General features: G+C 66.5%; 13 protein-coding genes. 8 read left to right on the top strand and 5 right to left on the bottom strand.

The genetic code is table 11. The features are described from left to right. Nucleotides 1-163: 163 nt before the first annotated feature. Nucleotides 164-2056: a ribonucleoside-diphosphate reductase subunit alpha gene (locus Q0044_RS02775; RefSeq protein ID WP_298159237.1), complete on the bottom strand. Its 1893-nt coding sequence runs from the start codon at nucleotides 2054-2056 to the stop codon at nucleotides 164-166. A gap of 259 nt (nucleotides 2057-2315) precedes the next feature. Here Q0044_RS02775 and Q0044_RS02770 point away from each other — a divergent pair, with 259 nt between their 5' ends. Together Q0044_RS02770 and Q0044_RS02765 are read left to right on the top strand one after the other, a co-directional pair. Next, entirely contained in the window at nucleotides 2316-3080 is a 765-nt protein-coding gene (locus tag Q0044_RS02770) for a phosphatase PAP2 family protein (RefSeq protein ID WP_298159234.1), read from the top strand. Nucleotides 3081-3175: 95 nt separating this feature from the next. Beyond that, complete coding sequence (locus Q0044_RS02765) at nucleotides 3176-3832, top strand: hypothetical protein (protein WP_298159231.1); 657 nt, start codon at nucleotides 3176-3178, stop codon at nucleotides 3830-3832. Nucleotides 3833-3937: 105 nt separating this feature from the next. On the opposite strand, the gene Q0044_RS02760 is transcribed toward Q0044_RS02765, so the two are convergent. Then, nucleotides 3938-4636, bottom strand: a complete 699-nt coding sequence (locus tag Q0044_RS02760; protein WP_298159228.1) for a winged helix-turn-helix transcriptional regulator — start codon at nucleotides 4634-4636, stop codon at nucleotides 3938-3940. A 187-nt stretch (nucleotides 4637-4823) separates the two neighbouring features. On the opposite strand from Q0044_RS02760, the gene Q0044_RS02755 reads away from it, so the two are divergent. Next, the gene (locus Q0044_RS02755; RefSeq protein WP_298159225.1) at nucleotides 4824-5657 is read left to right on the top strand and encodes a class I SAM-dependent methyltransferase; all 834 of its coding nucleotides are present in this window, start codon (nucleotides 4824-4826) and stop codon (nucleotides 5655-5657) included. A gap of 142 nt (nucleotides 5658-5799) precedes the next feature. Here Q0044_RS02755 and Q0044_RS02750 read toward each other — a convergent pair whose 3' ends face one another. Then, a complete protein-coding gene (locus Q0044_RS02750; RefSeq protein ID WP_298159222.1) occupies nucleotides 5800-6261 on the bottom strand; it encodes a hypothetical protein in 462 nt (153 codons plus the stop codon). 337 nt (nucleotides 6262-6598) lie between these two features. Here Q0044_RS02750 and Q0044_RS02745 point away from each other — a divergent pair, with 337 nt between their 5' ends. Next, entirely contained in the window at nucleotides 6599-8731 is a 2133-nt protein-coding gene (locus Q0044_RS02745) for a response regulator (RefSeq protein ID WP_298159219.1), read from the top strand. 6 nt (nucleotides 8732-8737) lie between these two features. Here Q0044_RS02745 and Q0044_RS02740 read toward each other — a convergent pair whose 3' ends face one another. Continuing rightward, nucleotides 8738-9397: a glutathione S-transferase family protein gene (locus Q0044_RS02740; protein WP_298159217.1), complete on the bottom strand. Its 660-nt coding sequence runs from the start codon at nucleotides 9395-9397 to the stop codon at nucleotides 8738-8740. 517 nt (nucleotides 9398-9914) lie between these two features. Between Q0044_RS02740 and Q0044_RS02735 the strand changes: the two genes are divergently transcribed. Then, nucleotides 9915-10805: an Ig domain-containing protein gene (locus Q0044_RS02735; protein WP_298159215.1), complete on the top strand. Its 891-nt coding sequence runs from the start codon at nucleotides 9915-9917 to the stop codon at nucleotides 10803-10805. A gap of 485 nt (nucleotides 10806-11290) precedes the next feature. Then, nucleotides 11291-12337, top strand: coding sequence for a ribonucleotide-diphosphate reductase subunit beta (locus tag Q0044_RS02730; RefSeq protein ID WP_298159212.1), 1047 nt, complete (start codon nucleotides 11291-11293; stop codon nucleotides 12335-12337). Between the two features lie 56 nt (nucleotides 12338-12393). On the opposite strand, the gene Q0044_RS02725 is transcribed toward Q0044_RS02730, so the two are convergent. Beyond that, complete coding sequence (locus Q0044_RS02725; RefSeq protein WP_298159209.1) at nucleotides 12394-12873, bottom strand: hypothetical protein; 480 nt, start codon at nucleotides 12871-12873, stop codon at nucleotides 12394-12396. A 162-nt stretch (nucleotides 12874-13035) separates the two neighbouring features. Between Q0044_RS02725 and Q0044_RS02720 the strand changes: the two genes are divergently transcribed. After that, nucleotides 13036-13299 carry a hypothetical protein gene (locus tag Q0044_RS02720; protein ID WP_298159207.1) on the top strand — a complete coding sequence of 88 codons (264 nt, stop codon included), beginning with the start codon at nucleotides 13036-13038 and terminating at the stop codon, nucleotides 13297-13299. Nucleotides 13300-13482: 183 nt separating this feature from the next. After that, nucleotides 13483-15720 (top strand): glycoside hydrolase family 3 N-terminal domain-containing protein, encoded by a 2238-nt coding sequence (locus Q0044_RS02715; RefSeq protein ID WP_298159204.1) that lies wholly within the window; start codon nucleotides 13483-13485, stop codon nucleotides 15718-15720. Nucleotides 15721-15723 lie beyond the last annotated feature (3 nt).

Here is a 15723-nt window from a genome sequence, read left to right as displayed (position 1 = left end):
TGCAACAGCTTCCTGACATGATCCCGCAACGCGATTTTGCCCGCCCGTGTTCCCCCGTCAGGGGATGCGAAGGGGCGTCCAGCTGCCGGACGCGAAACGAGCGGCGCCTCGGGGAGGGCCGCTCGTCACAATCAGCACACTCTGCGGGACGCTGCGCCGTGGATCACTGGCAGGCCAGGCATTCTTCGTAGTCGGTCGGGGCCGCGGAGAAGAGGTCGGGCTGGTTCGGATCGACCTCGGCCTCGGCCTTGTCCTCCGCCCCGGCGAAGGCGGCGCGCTGGACCGACTTGGAGCGCAGATAGTAGAGCGATTTCACGCCCTTCTCCCAGGCGGACCAGTGCAGCATGTGCAGGTCCCATTTGTTGACGTCGCCCGGGATGAACAGGTTGATCGACTGGGCCTGGCAGATTTCCGGCGAGCGGTCGGCCGACAGTTCGACGACCCAGCGCTGGTCCAGTTCAAAGGCGGTCTTGAAGATCCCCTTCTCGTCGTCGTTCAGCATGGTCAGGTGCTGGACCGAGCCCTCGTTCTCGAGAATCGAGTTCCACACCGCGTCGGTATTGGCGCCGTAGCCGTCCAGCAGCTTCTCCAGGTACGGGTTCTTGACCGCGAAAGAGCCCGACAGGGTCTTGTGGGTGTAGATATTGGCCGGGATCGGCTCGATGCCGGCCGAGGTCCCGCCGCAGATGATCGAGATCGAGGCGGTCGGGGCGATGGCCAGCTTGTGACTGAACCGCTCCATAATGCCGCGCTCGGCGGCGTCCTCGCAGGCGCCCTTCTCCTCGGCCAGTTTGACGCTGGCCTTGTCGGCCTCGCGACGCAGGTGTTTGAACAGCCGCATGTTCCATGACTTGGCCATGGCGGATTCAAACGCCACGCCCTGGGCCTGCAGGAAGGAGTGGAAGCCCATCAGGCCCAGACCCACCGAACGCTCGCGCCTGGCCGAATAGACGGCGGCGGCCATTTCCGGCGGGGCGCGGGTGATGAAGTCCTCAAGGACATTGTCCAGGAAACGCATCACGTCCTCGATGAAGCGGGGCTCCTCGCGCCATTCCAGGAACATCTCGGCGTTGACCGACGACAGGCAGCAGACGGCGGTGCGGTCGATGCCGAGGTGGTCAGGTCCGGTGTGCAGCATGATCTCGCTGCACAGGTTCGACTGTTTGACCTTCAGCCCCAGCTCGCGCTGGTGGCGGGGCATCTGGCGGTTCACCGTGTCGGAGAAGATCAGATAGGGCTCGCCCGTCTGCAGGCGGATCTCGAGGATCTTCTGCCACAGCGAGCGGGCGTCGACGGTCTTCAGGACCTCGTCGTTCTTGGGCGAGCGCAGGCCGAACTGGGCCCCGGCCTTCACCGCCTCCATGAACTCGTCGGTGATGTTCAGGCCGTGGTGCAGGTTCAGGGACTTGCGGTTGAAGTCGCCCGAGGGTTTGCGGATCTCCAGGAACTCCTCGATCTCCGGATGGTGGACATCGAGATAGACCGCCGCCGAGCCGCGACGCAGCGACCCCTGCGAGATCGCCAGGGTCAGGGAGTCCATCACCCGGATGAAGGGAATGATGCCCGAGGTCTGGCCTGCGCCCTTGACCTTCTCGCCGATCGACCGGACGCCGCCCCAGTAGGTGCCGATGCCGCCGCCGTTGGAGGCCAGGGAGACGTTCTCGTTCCAGACGCGCTGGATGCCGTCCAGGCTGTCCTGGACCGAGTTCAGGAAGCAGGAGATCGGCAGGCCGCGGTTTGCGCCGCCGTTGGAGAGGACCGGCGTCGAGGGCATGAACCACAGCTTCGACATATAGTCGTAGACGCGCTGGGCGTGGTCGGCGTCGTCGGCATAGGCCGTGGCGACGCGCGCAAACATGTCCTGATAGCTCTCGCCGGCCAGCAGGTAGCGATCTTCCAGCGTCTTCTTGCCGAAGTCGGTCAGGAGGTCGTCGCGGGTCCGGTCCAGTTCGAGGCTGCGCACCACGGTCAGATGGGGCCTCTCAGAGCTCGGCGCAGCCTTGAGGGCCTCGAATTCCACAGTCTTCAACGCTTCGCCGCCAGCCATAATCGTCATCGCCCTGAACAAAAATCGAAGTTAGACGCCTGCGCTCCGAACCACTGCATCTAGTGGCCGAAGCGCTCCCCGAACCAACATATGGGGCGCAGATGCCTAACCAACCGTCAACGGGCTTGACGGCGGAATTCGTCTCGAATCACTTCGTGACGGGGGATGAGCCTGTGTAAAAGCCGCGACGGCCGTGCGACGCAGCATCGGCCGCGGATTCACGAAGCCGTGATCGGGAACACGGCCCCAGCTTGGCCGTTAGCGAGCGATGCAATCTTCCGATCTCGTCCCTTTTCTCCGCCGCGCGCTCACCGTGGCGCGGGCCGAGTTCGCCGCCCTGGGGGCCCTCGCCGTCATCACCCTGGGGATCGTGACCTTCGTCGAGCTCGCCGACGACATGACCGAGGCGGACGGCCAGGCCTTCGATCAGGGGATCCTGCACTGGATGCAGCCGGTCGCCGGCCAGCCGCGCGGGCCCTGGTGGCTGCATGAGGCGGCGACCGACCTGACCTCCCTCGGCGGCATCGCCGTCCTGACCCTGTTCGCGGTCGTCGCCCTGGGCATGCTCCTGATCCTCAGGAAGCGACTGTCGGCCCTGCTGCTGGTCGTGGGCCTGGCCGGGGGCGTCGGGCTCAGCGAGGGCCTGAAGGCCGCGTTCGGACGTGAACGTCCGCCGGCCGATTTCCAGGCGGTCGAGACCTTGAACGCCAGCTTCCCGTCCGGCCACGCCCTGCTGTCGACGGTCTTCTACCTGTCCGTCGCGGTGATGATGACCCGCGCCTTCCCGAGGCGGCGGCTCAAGGCCTATGTGCTCGGCGTCGGCATGGTTTTCGCCCTGATTGTCGGCCTGACCCGCGTCTATCTCGGCGCCCACTGGGCCTCGGACGTCCTGGCCGGCTGGTGCGTCGGCGCGGCCTGGGCCATGGCCCTGTGGCTGGTCAGCTATGCGGTGGAGCGCAGGCAGAAACGCCACCACGCCCATCTCGTCGATGAACCGCCCCCGGGCGACGAAACAGCGGTCGCCGAAAGCTGAGATTTTACTAGGTCCGCCCGCTCCAAAAGAGTTAATATCCGCGTCAACCGACCGCCCGGGCCCGTCCGTCCCCGGCTCAGCGGCAGGAGGCTTCCATGATCGGCCTGATGTTCGCCCTGCTCTCCGGACCGGCCCTGGTCGAGCCGCAGGCCGTCCAGGCCACCCTGCAGTCCTGCGCCCTCGAACACGGCCGCTATGTCTGCCGCTATGCCGTACCCGACATCGTCATCGTGCCTGTCCCGGGAACCGACATCGTCGCCGATGCTCCCGCGACCGTCCTGGAGAGCGGATCCGGCCCGGAAGCGGCCTCGCCCGAGACCCTGCCGCTGACGCCGACCGTCGAAGAACCCGCTGCGCCTCCGGTCAGCCCGTCCGTCACGTCGCCGTTGGTCGCCGCCGACCCCGGCCCGATCCGGCCGATCGACACCGGCGTCCTGACCGAGCGCGAGGCGCGACTGGTCTCGCGCTGCGCCGACGCCGGATGGGTGTCCCTGTGCCTGCCCGACGACCGCCGCGCGGCCCGCACCCTGCGCGACAAACAGGACGCCTATCTCGCCGTCCGTCGGGAGGTCGCCCGGCTGCTGGGCGACGATGACTGCGACGCCGCAGTCAAGGCCGCGCTTGACGGCGGGTATCTGGGTCTGGCGCGCGAGGCGCGGGATTACTGCAGTGCGCCGGCGACGGGCTCCGCAGAGACAAACGGGACAGAAGCCGTCAAGGTTGAAGCGGGAGCCGACGAGGCTGAAGACTAGGCGTCAAACCGTTCCCGCGAGCAGACACCACGAGGGTCTGCCAGGGATTGGGACCGGACATGGGCTAGCAAGCATCAAGGCAGGTCTGGCCGGCGCGCGGATCGATCAGGCGACGCATTTCTCGAGGCTGGCGAAACGACTGGCGCCCAACCAGGTCTGGAAACTGCTTTCCAGTTCCCGGTTGCCGACCACCACCAGCCGGCCGTCCTCCATCGCTGCCCCGATCGGCGCATAGCCCATCCAGACCTCTGTCAGCGTTCTCAGGTCCGTCGTGACATAGAGATCGACATCGTAACCCGGCTCGACCGAGCAGAGATCGACCTCCCTGCCCGGCTGAACGAGCAGCCACCAATTGCGCGTCGCGGTCGGAAGATCCCGGTAGATGAACTGGATGGTGCTGCGGCGCAGCGGCAGGGGATCGGGATTGATCTTGCGGCGCATGTTCCACATCAGGAGTTTCACGTCGAGATGGGCGAGCGTCGCCTGGGTGGTGATCCAGCGGTGGCCCCAGTCACCCATCGCGTCGATGACGGGCTCGATGGCGCGGCCCGCTTCCGTTAAGGAATATTCGTGAAGGTCGGTCCCGTCGGTAGCCAGGCGCCGCGAGACGATGCCTGCGCTCTCGAGGTCCTTGAGCCTCTTGGACAGCAATGCGGGCGACATTCTGGGAAGTCCGCGGCGCAGATCATTGAAGCGCGTCGTGCCGCTGAGCAGCTCGCTCAGCAGCATCATTGTCCAGCGAGAGCAGAGGAGGTCGGACGCCATTGCCAGAGGACAGAACTGTCGATGCCCGCGGGTCGCCATCACCGTTCCCCTCGAAATGTAAAGTTTGATCTACACCCATAGCAGCGGGCCGAACAGTTCAGATTCTGTAGCTGATCGGTACAGTTCCAGAACTGGTTGCCGTCCGGTCCCGTGGCCTAGGTAGATCCTGCGGTTGGCGAAAATCGTCAGCCGAACAGGGAGCGTGATCATGCTGAAGGAACAGTCCATGTCGATTGGGATCACACCGTCCAATCCCAACAAGATGCTCTGGGAGAAGGGCGACTTCACCCGGATCGCCCAATCGATGCGAGAAAGCGGTGCTGCCCTGGTCGACAGCCTGGGCGTGGGCCCTGCAATGGATGTTCTGGACCTGGGGTGTGGAGACGGAACCACGGCTCTGCCGGCAGCCCAGCGCGGCGCGAATGTCCTCGGGGTCGACATCGCCGAGAATCTGGTCGCGGCAGGGAATGCCCGGGCAACTGCGGCCGGTCTGACCAATCTGCGCTTCCAGCAGGGCGACGCCTCGGATTTGAGGGGGCTGGCCGATGAGAGTTTCGACCTGGTGGTCAGTATCTTCGGGGCCATGTTCGCGCCTCGGCCGATGGACGTGGCCAAGGAGATGACGCGGGTTACGCGTAACGGCGGCAGGATCGTCATGGGCAACTGGATTCCCGGCGATCCGACCCTGGTTGCGCAGATCCTGAAAACCAGTGCTGCCTATACGCCGCCGCCCCCTGAAGGCTTCGTCAGCCCGATGACCTGGGGTTCCGAAGAGATCGTCCGCGAAAGGTTCGTGGCCGCCGGGGTGCCCGTCGAGAACATAACCTGCGAACGCGCGACCTACGTCTTCCGACGCAAGGGGCCGCCGCTGGAGTTGTTGCACACCTTCAAGGACTACTATGGACCGACGATGAATGCCTTCGAAGCCGCCGAAAAGGACGACCGCGCCGATGCGCTCGAAGCCGAACTTGCCCGCCTTTTCATCGCCAGCAATCGTGGTGGAGAGACCGACACCGAGATCCCCGCGACGTTCCTCAAGGTCATAGTGCTTAAGGCCTGACAGAGCCGGGCGGGCGCGATCTGTTGAATGTCGTTGCGAGCGGCTGGTGAAGGTCGAAACCGGATTGCGTCGCCAGTATCTCCCCAAGGAAAAGGGCCCCGGCGTTTCCGCCGGGGCCCTTCGTCATTTCAGTCTGGCCGGATCAGTGACCCGGGGTCACCGGGGTGCAGGTGGTGCCGTCGGCGCAGTCCGAGAAGTGGACTTCAGGCGGCTCGACCAGGATTTCCGACGGCCGGACGTGAACTTCCGGACGCTGGACGTAGATCTGGGCCGGCGCGATGCGGATCGGCGGCGCGTCGACATAGACCGGAGGTCCGTCGATGTAGACGGTCGGGCCGGCGACGTTGATCGGACGGCCGATCACGCGAACGCCCGGCGAAGCGACGTGGATGGCGGGTCCCGGATTGTTGATCGGCGGGCCCCAGCCCCCCGGTCCCGGCCAGCCGGCGCCGCCGCCGGTCCAGGGGCCGTAGAAGTCAACGACGCGCGTGCACGAGCAGGGCACATCGCCGTAATGTGGCGCTTCGGGACAGCCATGGCCGTCCGCCGGCGCCGCGGCGCCGGAGATCAGCATGGCGGCCACGATCGAAGTGATCGGATCCATGTTCAGCTCCCCTCAAGTCCTTGCGAGACCTCGCTATTTCCCCTCACAGGCGAACCCTGCAAAAGGCGGGCGAGCCGCGTAATCAGCGTTATATTAACCATTTCGACCTGTCTACCGTCGACCGTCGCCCGCGTTTGACCGGCGGTGATCGGCCCCGATTGCGGCCGGGATCCCGGCGGCCGCGCGCCTGAATCCCTCCCTGGCCGCGACCGGCGTCCGGATGCTTCCGGCCCGCCGACGCCAGGCGCGACTAAGGGCAACTACGGATCGTCCGACCACCAATGCATTAACCCTCATATGGCATGACCACGTCAAAGCGCGGCAGAGGAAAACGCTGATGCATGGCCGTTGGCGGGTCTTCCGCCACGAAACAGGACGCGAGGCAGGCCCACCGGCCTGGGCCTATGTTGCGCTGTTCTGCGCGAGCCTCCTCATCGGCATGTGGAGCGCGCACAGGTTCGGCGCCGTGGTCATCTGGCCGGCCAACGGCATCCTGCTCGCCGCCTTCCTCCAGCTGCATCGCAGGAAGGCGATCACCGTCCTCGCCGTCTGTTTCGCGGTCAATCTCGCCTCGAACATCGTCCGCGGCGATCCCATGCCCTTCCTGTGGCTCAATGCGGTGATGAACATCGTAGAGGTCGTGATCGCCGGCGTCCTGGCCCGTCGGGTCTGCGGCGCGGCCCTGGACCTGCGTCGCCCGAGGCGCCTGGCCTTCTTCGCCATCGCGGCCGTGACCCCTGCGGTCCTGTTCTGCACCCTCTTCCTCGTCGGCCTGGCGGCGGCGATGCGTGACTATTCGCCGGGGCTCTATCTCTTCACACTCGAGCGCTATTTCGCGATGGAGGCCCTGGGCCTGCTGACCATTGCTCCGATCCTGCTTCTGCTGGCGCGGCGCCACCGTTTCGCCGACACGCGTGAAGTCGCCGGAGCGAAAGAGACCATCGCCCTGTTCAGCCTGCTGACCGCGACCACCCTGGTCGTCTTCTTTCAGTCCAGCCTGCCGATCACCTATCTGATCTTCCCGGCCCTCCTGCTGCTGGTGCTTCGGGTGTCGACGACGGGTTCGGCCCTGGCCGTCCTGCTGGTCACGGTGATCGGCGGCTTCGCCACCGTCAACGGCCACGGCCCCGTCACGCTCCAGCGGCTGGCCGCAGACCCCGAGCTGGCCCACCTGCCTGACCTCGTGCGTCAGCTGAACGTTTTCTACGGCTTCCTTCTGACCCTGATCGCCGTCGCCCTGCCGATCTCGACCATCGTGTCCGAACGCCGACGCATGGTCCTGAGGCTGAAGACGCGCACCCTTGCGGCCCAGGACGCGCGGCGTCGGGCCGAGGCTGCAGACGCCGCGAAGTCTCGCTTCCTGGCCCTGATGAGCCACGAGATGCGGACGCCCCTGCACGGGGTGGTCGGCTATGCCGAGATCCTGTCCCGCCGATCGGGCCTGCCCCGGGACGCCCGCGCCCAGGTCGAGGAGATCCAGCGGTCGGGCGCAGCCCTGCTGACCCTGGTCGAGGACCTGCTGGAGGTCTCGCACGGGGCGGTCCTCGGCGACCTGGAAGCGATCGACCCCGCCGCCCTTCTGGCCGAGGTCGCGGCCGCGAGCCGCGATTCCGCCGCCGCCAAATCCTTGCCCATACACATCCGGGTCCTGCCGGGCGCCGAGACGCCACTGCTGGCCGACCGGCGCCGCCTGCGCCAGATTCTGCACCGGCTGGTGTCCAACGCCGTCAAATTCACGACTGCCGGCGAGATCGTCGTGAGTATCGTTCGGGAAGGCCCCCTGACCGTGTTCAGGGTCACTGACACCGGCCCCGGGGTTGATCCCGACCTGGTCCCGAGCCTGTTCGATGCCTTCGCCCAGGCCGATGACTCCATCAGCCGCGCCAACGTCGGCTGCGGCATAGGCCTCGCGGTCGCGCGTCGTCTCACCGGCGCCATGGGCGGCCGGATCGAGCTGGAAAGCACCTCGTCCGAAGGCTCGACCTTCGTCGTCCGCCTGCCCCTGCCGCTGGCGGACGAGGCGGCGCCGACACAGGGCTCTGACCCCGCCCTGGCCGCCACGGACAGCGCGGCCCGGGTGCTGATCGTCGACGACCATCCGACCAACCGTGAGGTGGCCCGGCTGATGCTGGCCCCGCTGGGCTGCGAGATATTCGAGGCCGTCGACGGACTCGAGGCGGTGGAGATGGCCTCGGCCGCGCCGTTCGACCTGATCCTGATGGACGTGCGGATGCCCCGCATGGACGGACTGGCCGCGACCCAGGCGATCCGCGCCCTGGGCGGCGACTGCGCCCGCACGCCGATCCTGGCCGTCACCGCCGACACCATGCCGGACGATGCGGCCCGGTGCACCGCCGCCGGCATGGACGGCCACGTCGCCAAACCCCTGACCCACGCCAGCCTGTTCGCCGCCATCGACGCCGCAATGGCGGGCGCCGGCGCCGACGCCCCGATCGGGGAAGCGGCCTGAACCCTGTCAGTCGGCGTAGTCGCCCTCAAAGGCGAAACGCTTCGGCCAGAACGCCGCCAGTTCAGGCAGGGCGTCCACCCGTCGCGCCACCGCCCCGAGGCGCGGAGCGACCGCGTGGAATCGCGCCCGCAGCGGTCGCCAGCGACTGACCACCGCCATATAGAGATCCAGCACGGACACCTCGTCTCCGAGCAGGAACCGTCCGGCGGGCGTGATCTGGCTCTCCATCACCGCCCAGCAGTCAGAGATGCGCTCCAGCGTGCGCCGGTCCATCTCGGCCTGGGCCCCGGGGTCGTCGCCGACGAGGCGCGAGGGCACGTCCCGAACCCAGTAGATTGAATAGATCGAGGCCGGGATGAAACACATCCAGCGCAGGAACTGCGCCCGCCGGGGATCGCCCGGCGGCGGCGCCAGGTTCGCCTCCGGATGCCGCTCGGCCAGCCAGATCAGGATCGCCGCGCTCTCGGTGATCGTTTCTCCTTCAGGCGTGACCAGCACCGGCACCTGCCGCATGGGGTTGTGCGGAGCCATCCGCCGGCGCTCCTCTTCGGAGGCATATGTGACGATCTCCTCCAGCCGGTAAGGCGCTCCGATCAGGGTCAGCGCCGCCTCGACCGCGACCGAGCCCGACCCCTCCGCGCCATAGACCCGATATTCGCCCGTCATCGCCCCTCCCGCATTTCGCCCATCCTACAGGGAAATCCCCGCCGCGAGGGAGATGAGGGGGCGTCGGCGCTGACCCTGCGACCGGACGAGGCGCGGCGCGGCGCGCGGCCTTACGGCGATCGCTTCAACCTCCGTCTGTCAACACGATCACGGAGTCTGGGTTCGACCCCTTGTGGTCACTGCTATTCTGGTCTGTGACTCGCTTGGCGCGTCTTCAAGAAACCCATGCCGCTGGCGCCCAGACCGAACATCGCTTCGGCTACAGCGGCGCAAGCCCAGAAGAAAATGCGACCGTCGGATCCCTCGGGCAACACTTTGGTTTTCGCCCGACCCGATCCCTGGGCCACATCGCCGGCAGGACCACGGCTCCGTGGTCTGTGACGGGCGCATTGGCAAAAAAACAGCTCCGCCTCTGTGGACAGTTGGTTAAAAACATTGATATCTCGGCCGGTAGTCTCGCTGGCTCGGCTGCTCGTCGCATGACCGTCACGGGAATAAAATCGAGAGGGGGATCGAGATGCGTTTTTTGGCGGCCTTACTGGGGGCCTTGCTCTGTCTTTTCGCGGCAGACGCAGCACAGGCACAGACTGTAACCTACCGGTTCGTGAATGTGACCGGAACGCCCATCAACGCTAATGGCGTCACCACTGCAGCTCCCGTGTCGATCACGGGGTCGTTCGATTACAACCCGGCGCTTGGTGCCGTGGCGATGTGCAATGGCGTATCCAACATCAACATCACTGTCGCCGCCGGGCCCGGGGCGGGCTGGACGCCTCAGCTTACTTACAACACAGCTCCGGATTGTGCATACGCATCAGACAGGGGATTCTTCTTTTTCGCAGGACCTTCGGGGCGGGCAGGGGGTGTGGCGTTATTTCAGATAAATTTCCCCACCCCTCCTGCGGGCAACGACGCGTTCAATGTTTCGAGCCTGACCAATACTCAGGTTGCGACTTGTGACAACACCATGGGACCGTGTGTTCAGTTCTTTGCCCCGCGCGTAATTTTGAGCAGCGGTTTTGGTACGGGAATTATTTCGTCTCTCCCCCCCCTGTCCATTACGCCGACGACCCTGGCACCGCATCAGAGCAATAGCTTCAGCCAGCCCCTCACCATAACGGGCGGTAACGGCACCTACACCTGCACGGTATCGGCCGGCTCCCTTCCTGCTGGCCTCGTGCAGTCCGGCACGGGCGGCTGCACGATCAGTGGTATTCCGACGACGACCGGCTCATACAGCTTTACCATCGTCGCCTCGGATACGGCCGGCAGCGAGGGCACCCGGACCTTCTCGGGCAGCGTCGCGGAACCTGTCCCCACCCTGTCGGAATGGGCCATGATCCTGTTCGGTCTGCTTCTGGCGGGCGGCGCGGCTCTCTACATCCAGCGGCGACAGTTGATCGCCTAGGCGACGTCACGCCCCGGTTTGGAACGGCCCCGCTGGCGACGGCGGGGCCGTTTTCATGTCTGATATCCACCCTTGGCGGACCTCCGGCGGATCCGCTTTCGGGTCGGTCTCTTTATGCGACAGCCCCGATGTGAGGCGCGGATCGGCCCAGGACGCTTTTGAATTCAACGGCCGGCCCGAATGAGAGCCTTTATCCGCGCCCTGGTCTGAAACGGGGCGACACTGGCGGCATGATCCATGCCGATCCTCAACAGGAACCGGACGCCGGGAGGGGAGAGGCCGCCCGGCCTTGTCGCCGACTTTCGTCCGTTTCGTCCGTTTCGTCCGTTTCGTCAGGGTGTTTTCTGTCCGGACGGACCAAACCATCCCCCGCCCGACACAAGATGTTGATGTTGGGGATCGTTAACCATCAACCGGTAGCTTTCGGTGCGATTCTGGAGTTCAGTGGCTCCAGTCCTTCCCGCGCCAGCCTTCCGAGCCCTGCCATGAACGCCCACACGATCATCACGCCCGCCCGCGCCGGCCTGCTGACCCCCTCGGCGGCCTACAAGCCGTTCCGCTATCCGTGGGCCTTCGACATGTGGAAGAAGCAGCAGCAGGTCCACTGGATGCCCGAAGAGGTGCCCCTGGGCGAGGACTGCAAGGACTGGGCGGCGAACCTGAACGACAAGGAGCGCAATCTGCTGACGCAGATCTTCCGCTTCTTCACCCAGTCGGACATCGAGGTCGCGGACAACTACATGGAAAAATACGGTCGGGTGTTCAAACCGACCGAGGTGAAGATGATGCTCTCATCCTTCGCCAATATGGAGACCATCCATATCGCGGCCTACGCCCTGCTGCTCGAGACCATCGGCATGCCCGAAAGCGAGTTCGGCGCCTTCATGGAGTACGAGGCCATGCGGGACAAGCATGACTATATGGGCCAGTTCGGGGTCGAGACCGACGCCGACATCGCCCGGACGCTCGCCATGTTCGGCGGCTTCACCGAGGGGCTGCAGCTGTTCGCCTCCTTCGCGATGCTGATGAACTTCCCGCGTCAGAACAAGATGAAGGGCATGGGCCAGATCGTCAGCTGGTCGGTGCGCGACGAGAGCCTGCATTGCGACGGCATCATCAAGCTGTACCACGCCTTCAACGCCGAGACGGGCTGCGTCACCCCGACGGTCGCCGACGACATCGTCGAATGCTGCCGCACCGTGGTCGGTCTGGAAGACAAGTTCATCGATCTGGCCTTCGAGGCCGGCGACGTGAACGGCATGACGCCCGAGGACATCAAACAGTACATCCGCTTCATCGCCGACTGGCGCCTGCGTCAGCTCAAGCTGCCCGAGCTCTACGGCGTGAAGGAAAACCCCCTGCCCTGGCTGCAGTCCCTGCTGTCGGGCGTGGAGCACGCCAACTTCTTCGAGGCCCGCGCCACGGAATATTCCAAGGCCGCCACCACCGGCGCCTGGCATGGCGCCGACGGCGTCTGGGGCGAGTTCGACAAGATGATGGCCCGTCGCGACATGAGCCTGGTCCCGGGCTGATCCGCGAACGCCCGAGCCGATCAGCCTCGCCTCACGCCGCGCGGTTCAGCTAACAGCTAGTGCGGCGGAACGCAGCGGCTCCGGTCGCCCGCCCGGCAGGCGCGGACATCGGCCTCCCAGCGGGCGCGTTCGGCCTGCCATCGGGCTTGTTCCGCCTGCCAGTCGCTCTCGGCGGCGTCGGCCCGGCGAGCCTCTTCCTCATAGGCCAGCCGGGCCCGGGTGGCCGCCGCGACGATTTCTTCGTGCTTGATCCGCTCGGCCTGTTCCTGGTTCTCGACCAGCTGGTTGCGCGAGACGACCTCGTCATTGAGCGCCCGGGTGATGCGCAGCTCTTCAGGCGTCTGCTCGGAATCATCGGCCCGGTGGTAGGCCTCTCCGTCATTGACGGGGGGCGGATTGTCGGTGGTCGGAGCGGGGCTCAGCAGCTGGTCGACCGGGTCCGCCGACCGGGCCTGGGCGGGCGGGGTCTGCGCCTGGGCCGCCCCGGCCGCCAGCGCGAAGGCCAGGGTCGCCGCCAGTGTCCGGGTCATGCTCATGATACCATTCCTCTCGCGGCCCCCGGCCTGACCCTGCCGCGGAAGCCTGGCCATATCAGGGCGGCGTACTTCCCGGAACGTCGTTCGCGTCGAAAGGTGGCGCCCGGCTCCGTGGAGGAGTTAAATAGGGGAATTCTACCCCTCCCCCGCGAGTCGCGCCCGATGATCCTCTCCACGAGTTCTGGCGACTTTCCCATCCCGCCGGACGTCGCCACCCGGCTGCCGAGAGTTCCGCCCGTGCCGGACCCCACGGCGCCCCAGTATCGCAAGGCGCGCCGCGCCTTCACTCACTGGCTCGACGCCGAGCCCAGCCACACGATCGACTTCGAACGCCTGCGCCGCTGGCATCTGGTCCAGAACCAGCTCGCCGCGGCCGCCCGCGCCGAAGGCCGCACCTTCGTGGTGACGGAAGACGGGCTCGACTGACCGACGGGAACCTCAATCCCGCGTCGCCGTACTGGCGAGAAGCGCCTGCAACCGGGTGTGATCTGACTCATCTCCGCCATGCGTCTATTCCACGGCGAACTCATAGGGATTCCAGTATTGAACCGTCCGGCCTATCCTTCTTCGCGTAGATTGGTTCTGGCCATGGCGGCAGCGGGATTGGGAATGTTCGCGAGCAGTGTTGTCGCCGCGCCGAGGATATCGCCGGGCAAGGCCCAGGCCGACCGGGACCGCGTCGACGCCCTGATCGCGCGCATGACGATCCAGGAGAAGGCGGGCCAGCTGAACCTGCTGGGCGATCCGTTCCGGTTCCGGCCGATGAATGTGAATCCGCTGGACGGTCAGGGCGACCCGGCGCGTGTGACCCGGATGATCCGCGAGGGTCTCGTCGGCAATCTGTTCAACGGCGTCGGCGCCGAGGCCGGCCGTCGCATCCAAAGAATTGCGGTCGAGGAGAGCCGGCTGGGCATCCCCCTGCTGTTCGCGGCCGACATCATTCACGGGCTGAAGACCGTCTTCCCGGTGCCGCTGGCGGAAGCGGCCGCCTTCGACGCCGACCTGGCGCGGCGCACGGCGCGGGCGGCGGCGGTGGAGGGCGCGGCCTCGGGCATCCACCAGACCTACGCCCCCATGGTTGACGTGGCGCGGGATCAGCGCTGGGGTCGCGGGGTCGAGGGCGCGGGCGAGGACGTCTGGCTGAACGAGGTCCTGGCCGTCGCCCGCGTGCACGGCTTCCAGGGTGACAAGGGCCTGGCCGACCGCGACGCCCTGCTGGCGACGCCCAAGCATTTCGCCGCCTATTCCGCCGCCATCGCCGGCATGGATTACAACACGACCGACATGTCCGAGGCGACGCTGCGCGGGACCTTCCTGCCGCCGTTCCGGGCCGCGTTCAACGCCGGCGCCCTGTCGGTCATGACCGCCTTCAACGACCTGAACGGCGTGCCCGCGTCGGGCAATCCGTTTCTGCTGACCGACATCCTGCGCGACGAATGGGGTTTCGACGGCTTCGTCGTGTCCGACTACACGGCCGAGCAGGAACTGATCGCCCACGGCTTCGCCGTCGACGGCCGCGACGCGGCCCGCATCGCGCTTCTGGCCGGCATGGACATGTCGATGGTCTCCGGCCTGTTCCTCGAACACATTCCCGATCTGGTCGCGACCGGCGACGTTCCCGTGGCGCGCGTCGACCAGGCGGTGCGGCGCGTCCTGATGACCAAGGCGGCGCTCGGCCTGTTCGACGATCCCTATCGCGGCTGCGATCCCGAGCGGGAGCGGCGGGTGGTCGGCTCGCGCGAGCATCGCGATCTGGCCCGCGAGGCCGGCGTCAAATCCATCGTGCTTCTGAAGAACGAGGGCGGCCTGCTGCCGCTGAAGCCCTCCGGCCAGAAGATCGCCCTGATCGGACCGTTCGGCGCCGATGTCGACAATGTCTTCGGCCCCTGGACGATCTGGGGCGACGAGACGCGTCGCATTTCGCTGGAAGCAGGCTTCCGCGCCGCCATGGACGAGGAGGCCGACCTCGTCGTGGTCAAGGGTTCCGACGTCGAGGCGTCCCTGCCCGGCGGCATCGAGGCGGCCGTGCTGGCCGCGGCCCAGGCCGACGTCGTCGTCCTCGCCATCGGGGAGAGCTCGCGCATGTCGGGCGAAGCCCAGTCGCGCACCGAGATCGATGTCCCCGCCCCCCAGCGCGCCCTGGCCGAGGCCGTCGCTGCGACCGGCAAGCCCGTCGTCGTTCTGCTGAGAAACGGCCGCGCCATGGAGCTGTCGGGACCGATCAAGGACGCCGGGGCGATCGTCGTCACCTGGTTCCTGGGCGGAGAGATGGGCCACGCCGTCGCCGACGTCGTGTTCGGCCTGGCCTCGCCTTCGGGTCGCCTGCCGGTCAGCTTCCCGCACCGCTCGGGACAGCAGCCCTTCAGCTACGACCACAAGATCACGGGCCGCCCGGCGAACAACGCCCTGGCCTCGCAGGAGTATGTCGCCCGCTATCGCGAGACGACCAACACCGCCCTCTATCCGTTCGGTCACGGCCTGACCTATGGCGCGGTCACCTACGGCGCGGTCACGCCGGCGAATACGACGCTGGACTGGAACAGTGAGGTCGAGATCTCGGTCGATGTGACCAACGCCGGCGACCGTGCGGTCGAGGAAACCGTCCAGCTCTATATCCGCGACCGGGTCGCTGACCTGACCCAGCCCGGCCGTCGCCTGCGCGACTTCCGCAAGGTCGAACTGGCGGCGGGCGAGACGAAGACCGTGGCCTTCACCCTGCGGCGCGAGCGTCTGGAGTATGTCGGGGCCGACGGCCGGCCGGCCGTGCAGCCGGGTGCCTTCGACATCTGGCTGACCTCCTCGGCCCAGGCCGGCGAACCGGTGACGCTGGTCCTCGTCGGTCAGTAGCGC

This window comes from Brevundimonas sp. (assembly GCF_027484365.1).
Lineage (GTDB): Bacteria > Pseudomonadota > Alphaproteobacteria > Caulobacterales > Caulobacteraceae > Brevundimonas.
Note: the sequence above shows the minus strand (reverse complement) of the source record. Positions and strands in the feature narration are given on the sequence as shown.

Bases quoted from the DNA above. Each gene is read 5' to 3' on its own strand.
- Q0044_RS02770 (WP_298159234.1), top strand. From the start codon at position 2,316: ATGCAATCTTCCGATCTCGTCCCTTTTCTCCGCCGCGCGCTCACCGTG.
- Q0044_RS02730 (WP_298159212.1), top strand. From the start codon at position 11,291: ATGAACGCCCACACGATCATCACGCCCGCCCGCGCCGGCCTGCTGACC.
- Q0044_RS02745 (WP_298159219.1), top strand. From the start codon at position 6,599: ATGCATGGCCGTTGGCGGGTCTTCCGCCACGAAACAGGACGCGAGGCA.
- Q0044_RS02755 (WP_298159225.1), top strand. From the start codon at position 4,824: ATGTCGATTGGGATCACACCGTCCAATCCCAACAAGATGCTCTGGGAG.
- Q0044_RS02760 (WP_298159228.1), bottom strand. From the start codon at position 4,636: ATGGCGACCCGCGGGCATCGACAGTTCTGTCCTCTGGCAATGGCGTCC.
- Q0044_RS02775 (WP_298159237.1), bottom strand. From the start codon at position 2,056: ATGACGATTATGGCTGGCGGCGAAGCGTTGAAGACTGTGGAATTCGAG.
- Q0044_RS02765 (WP_298159231.1), top strand. From the start codon at position 3,176: ATGATCGGCCTGATGTTCGCCCTGCTCTCCGGACCGGCCCTGGTCGAG.
- Q0044_RS02740 (WP_298159217.1), bottom strand. From the start codon at position 9,397: ATGACGGGCGAATATCGGGTCTATGGCGCGGAGGGGTCGGGCTCGGTC.
- Q0044_RS02750 (WP_298159222.1), bottom strand. From the start codon at position 6,261: ATGGATCCGATCACTTCGATCGTGGCCGCCATGCTGATCTCCGGCGCC.
- Q0044_RS02735 (WP_298159215.1), top strand. From the start codon at position 9,915: ATGCGTTTTTTGGCGGCCTTACTGGGGGCCTTGCTCTGTCTTTTCGCG.
- Q0044_RS02715 (WP_298159204.1), top strand. From the start codon at position 13,483: ATGTTCGCGAGCAGTGTTGTCGCCGCGCCGAGGATATCGCCGGGCAAG.
- Q0044_RS02725 (WP_298159209.1), bottom strand. From the start codon at position 12,873: ATGAGCATGACCCGGACACTGGCGGCGACCCTGGCCTTCGCGCTGGCG.
- Q0044_RS02720 (WP_298159207.1), top strand. From the start codon at position 13,036: ATGATCCTCTCCACGAGTTCTGGCGACTTTCCCATCCCGCCGGACGTC.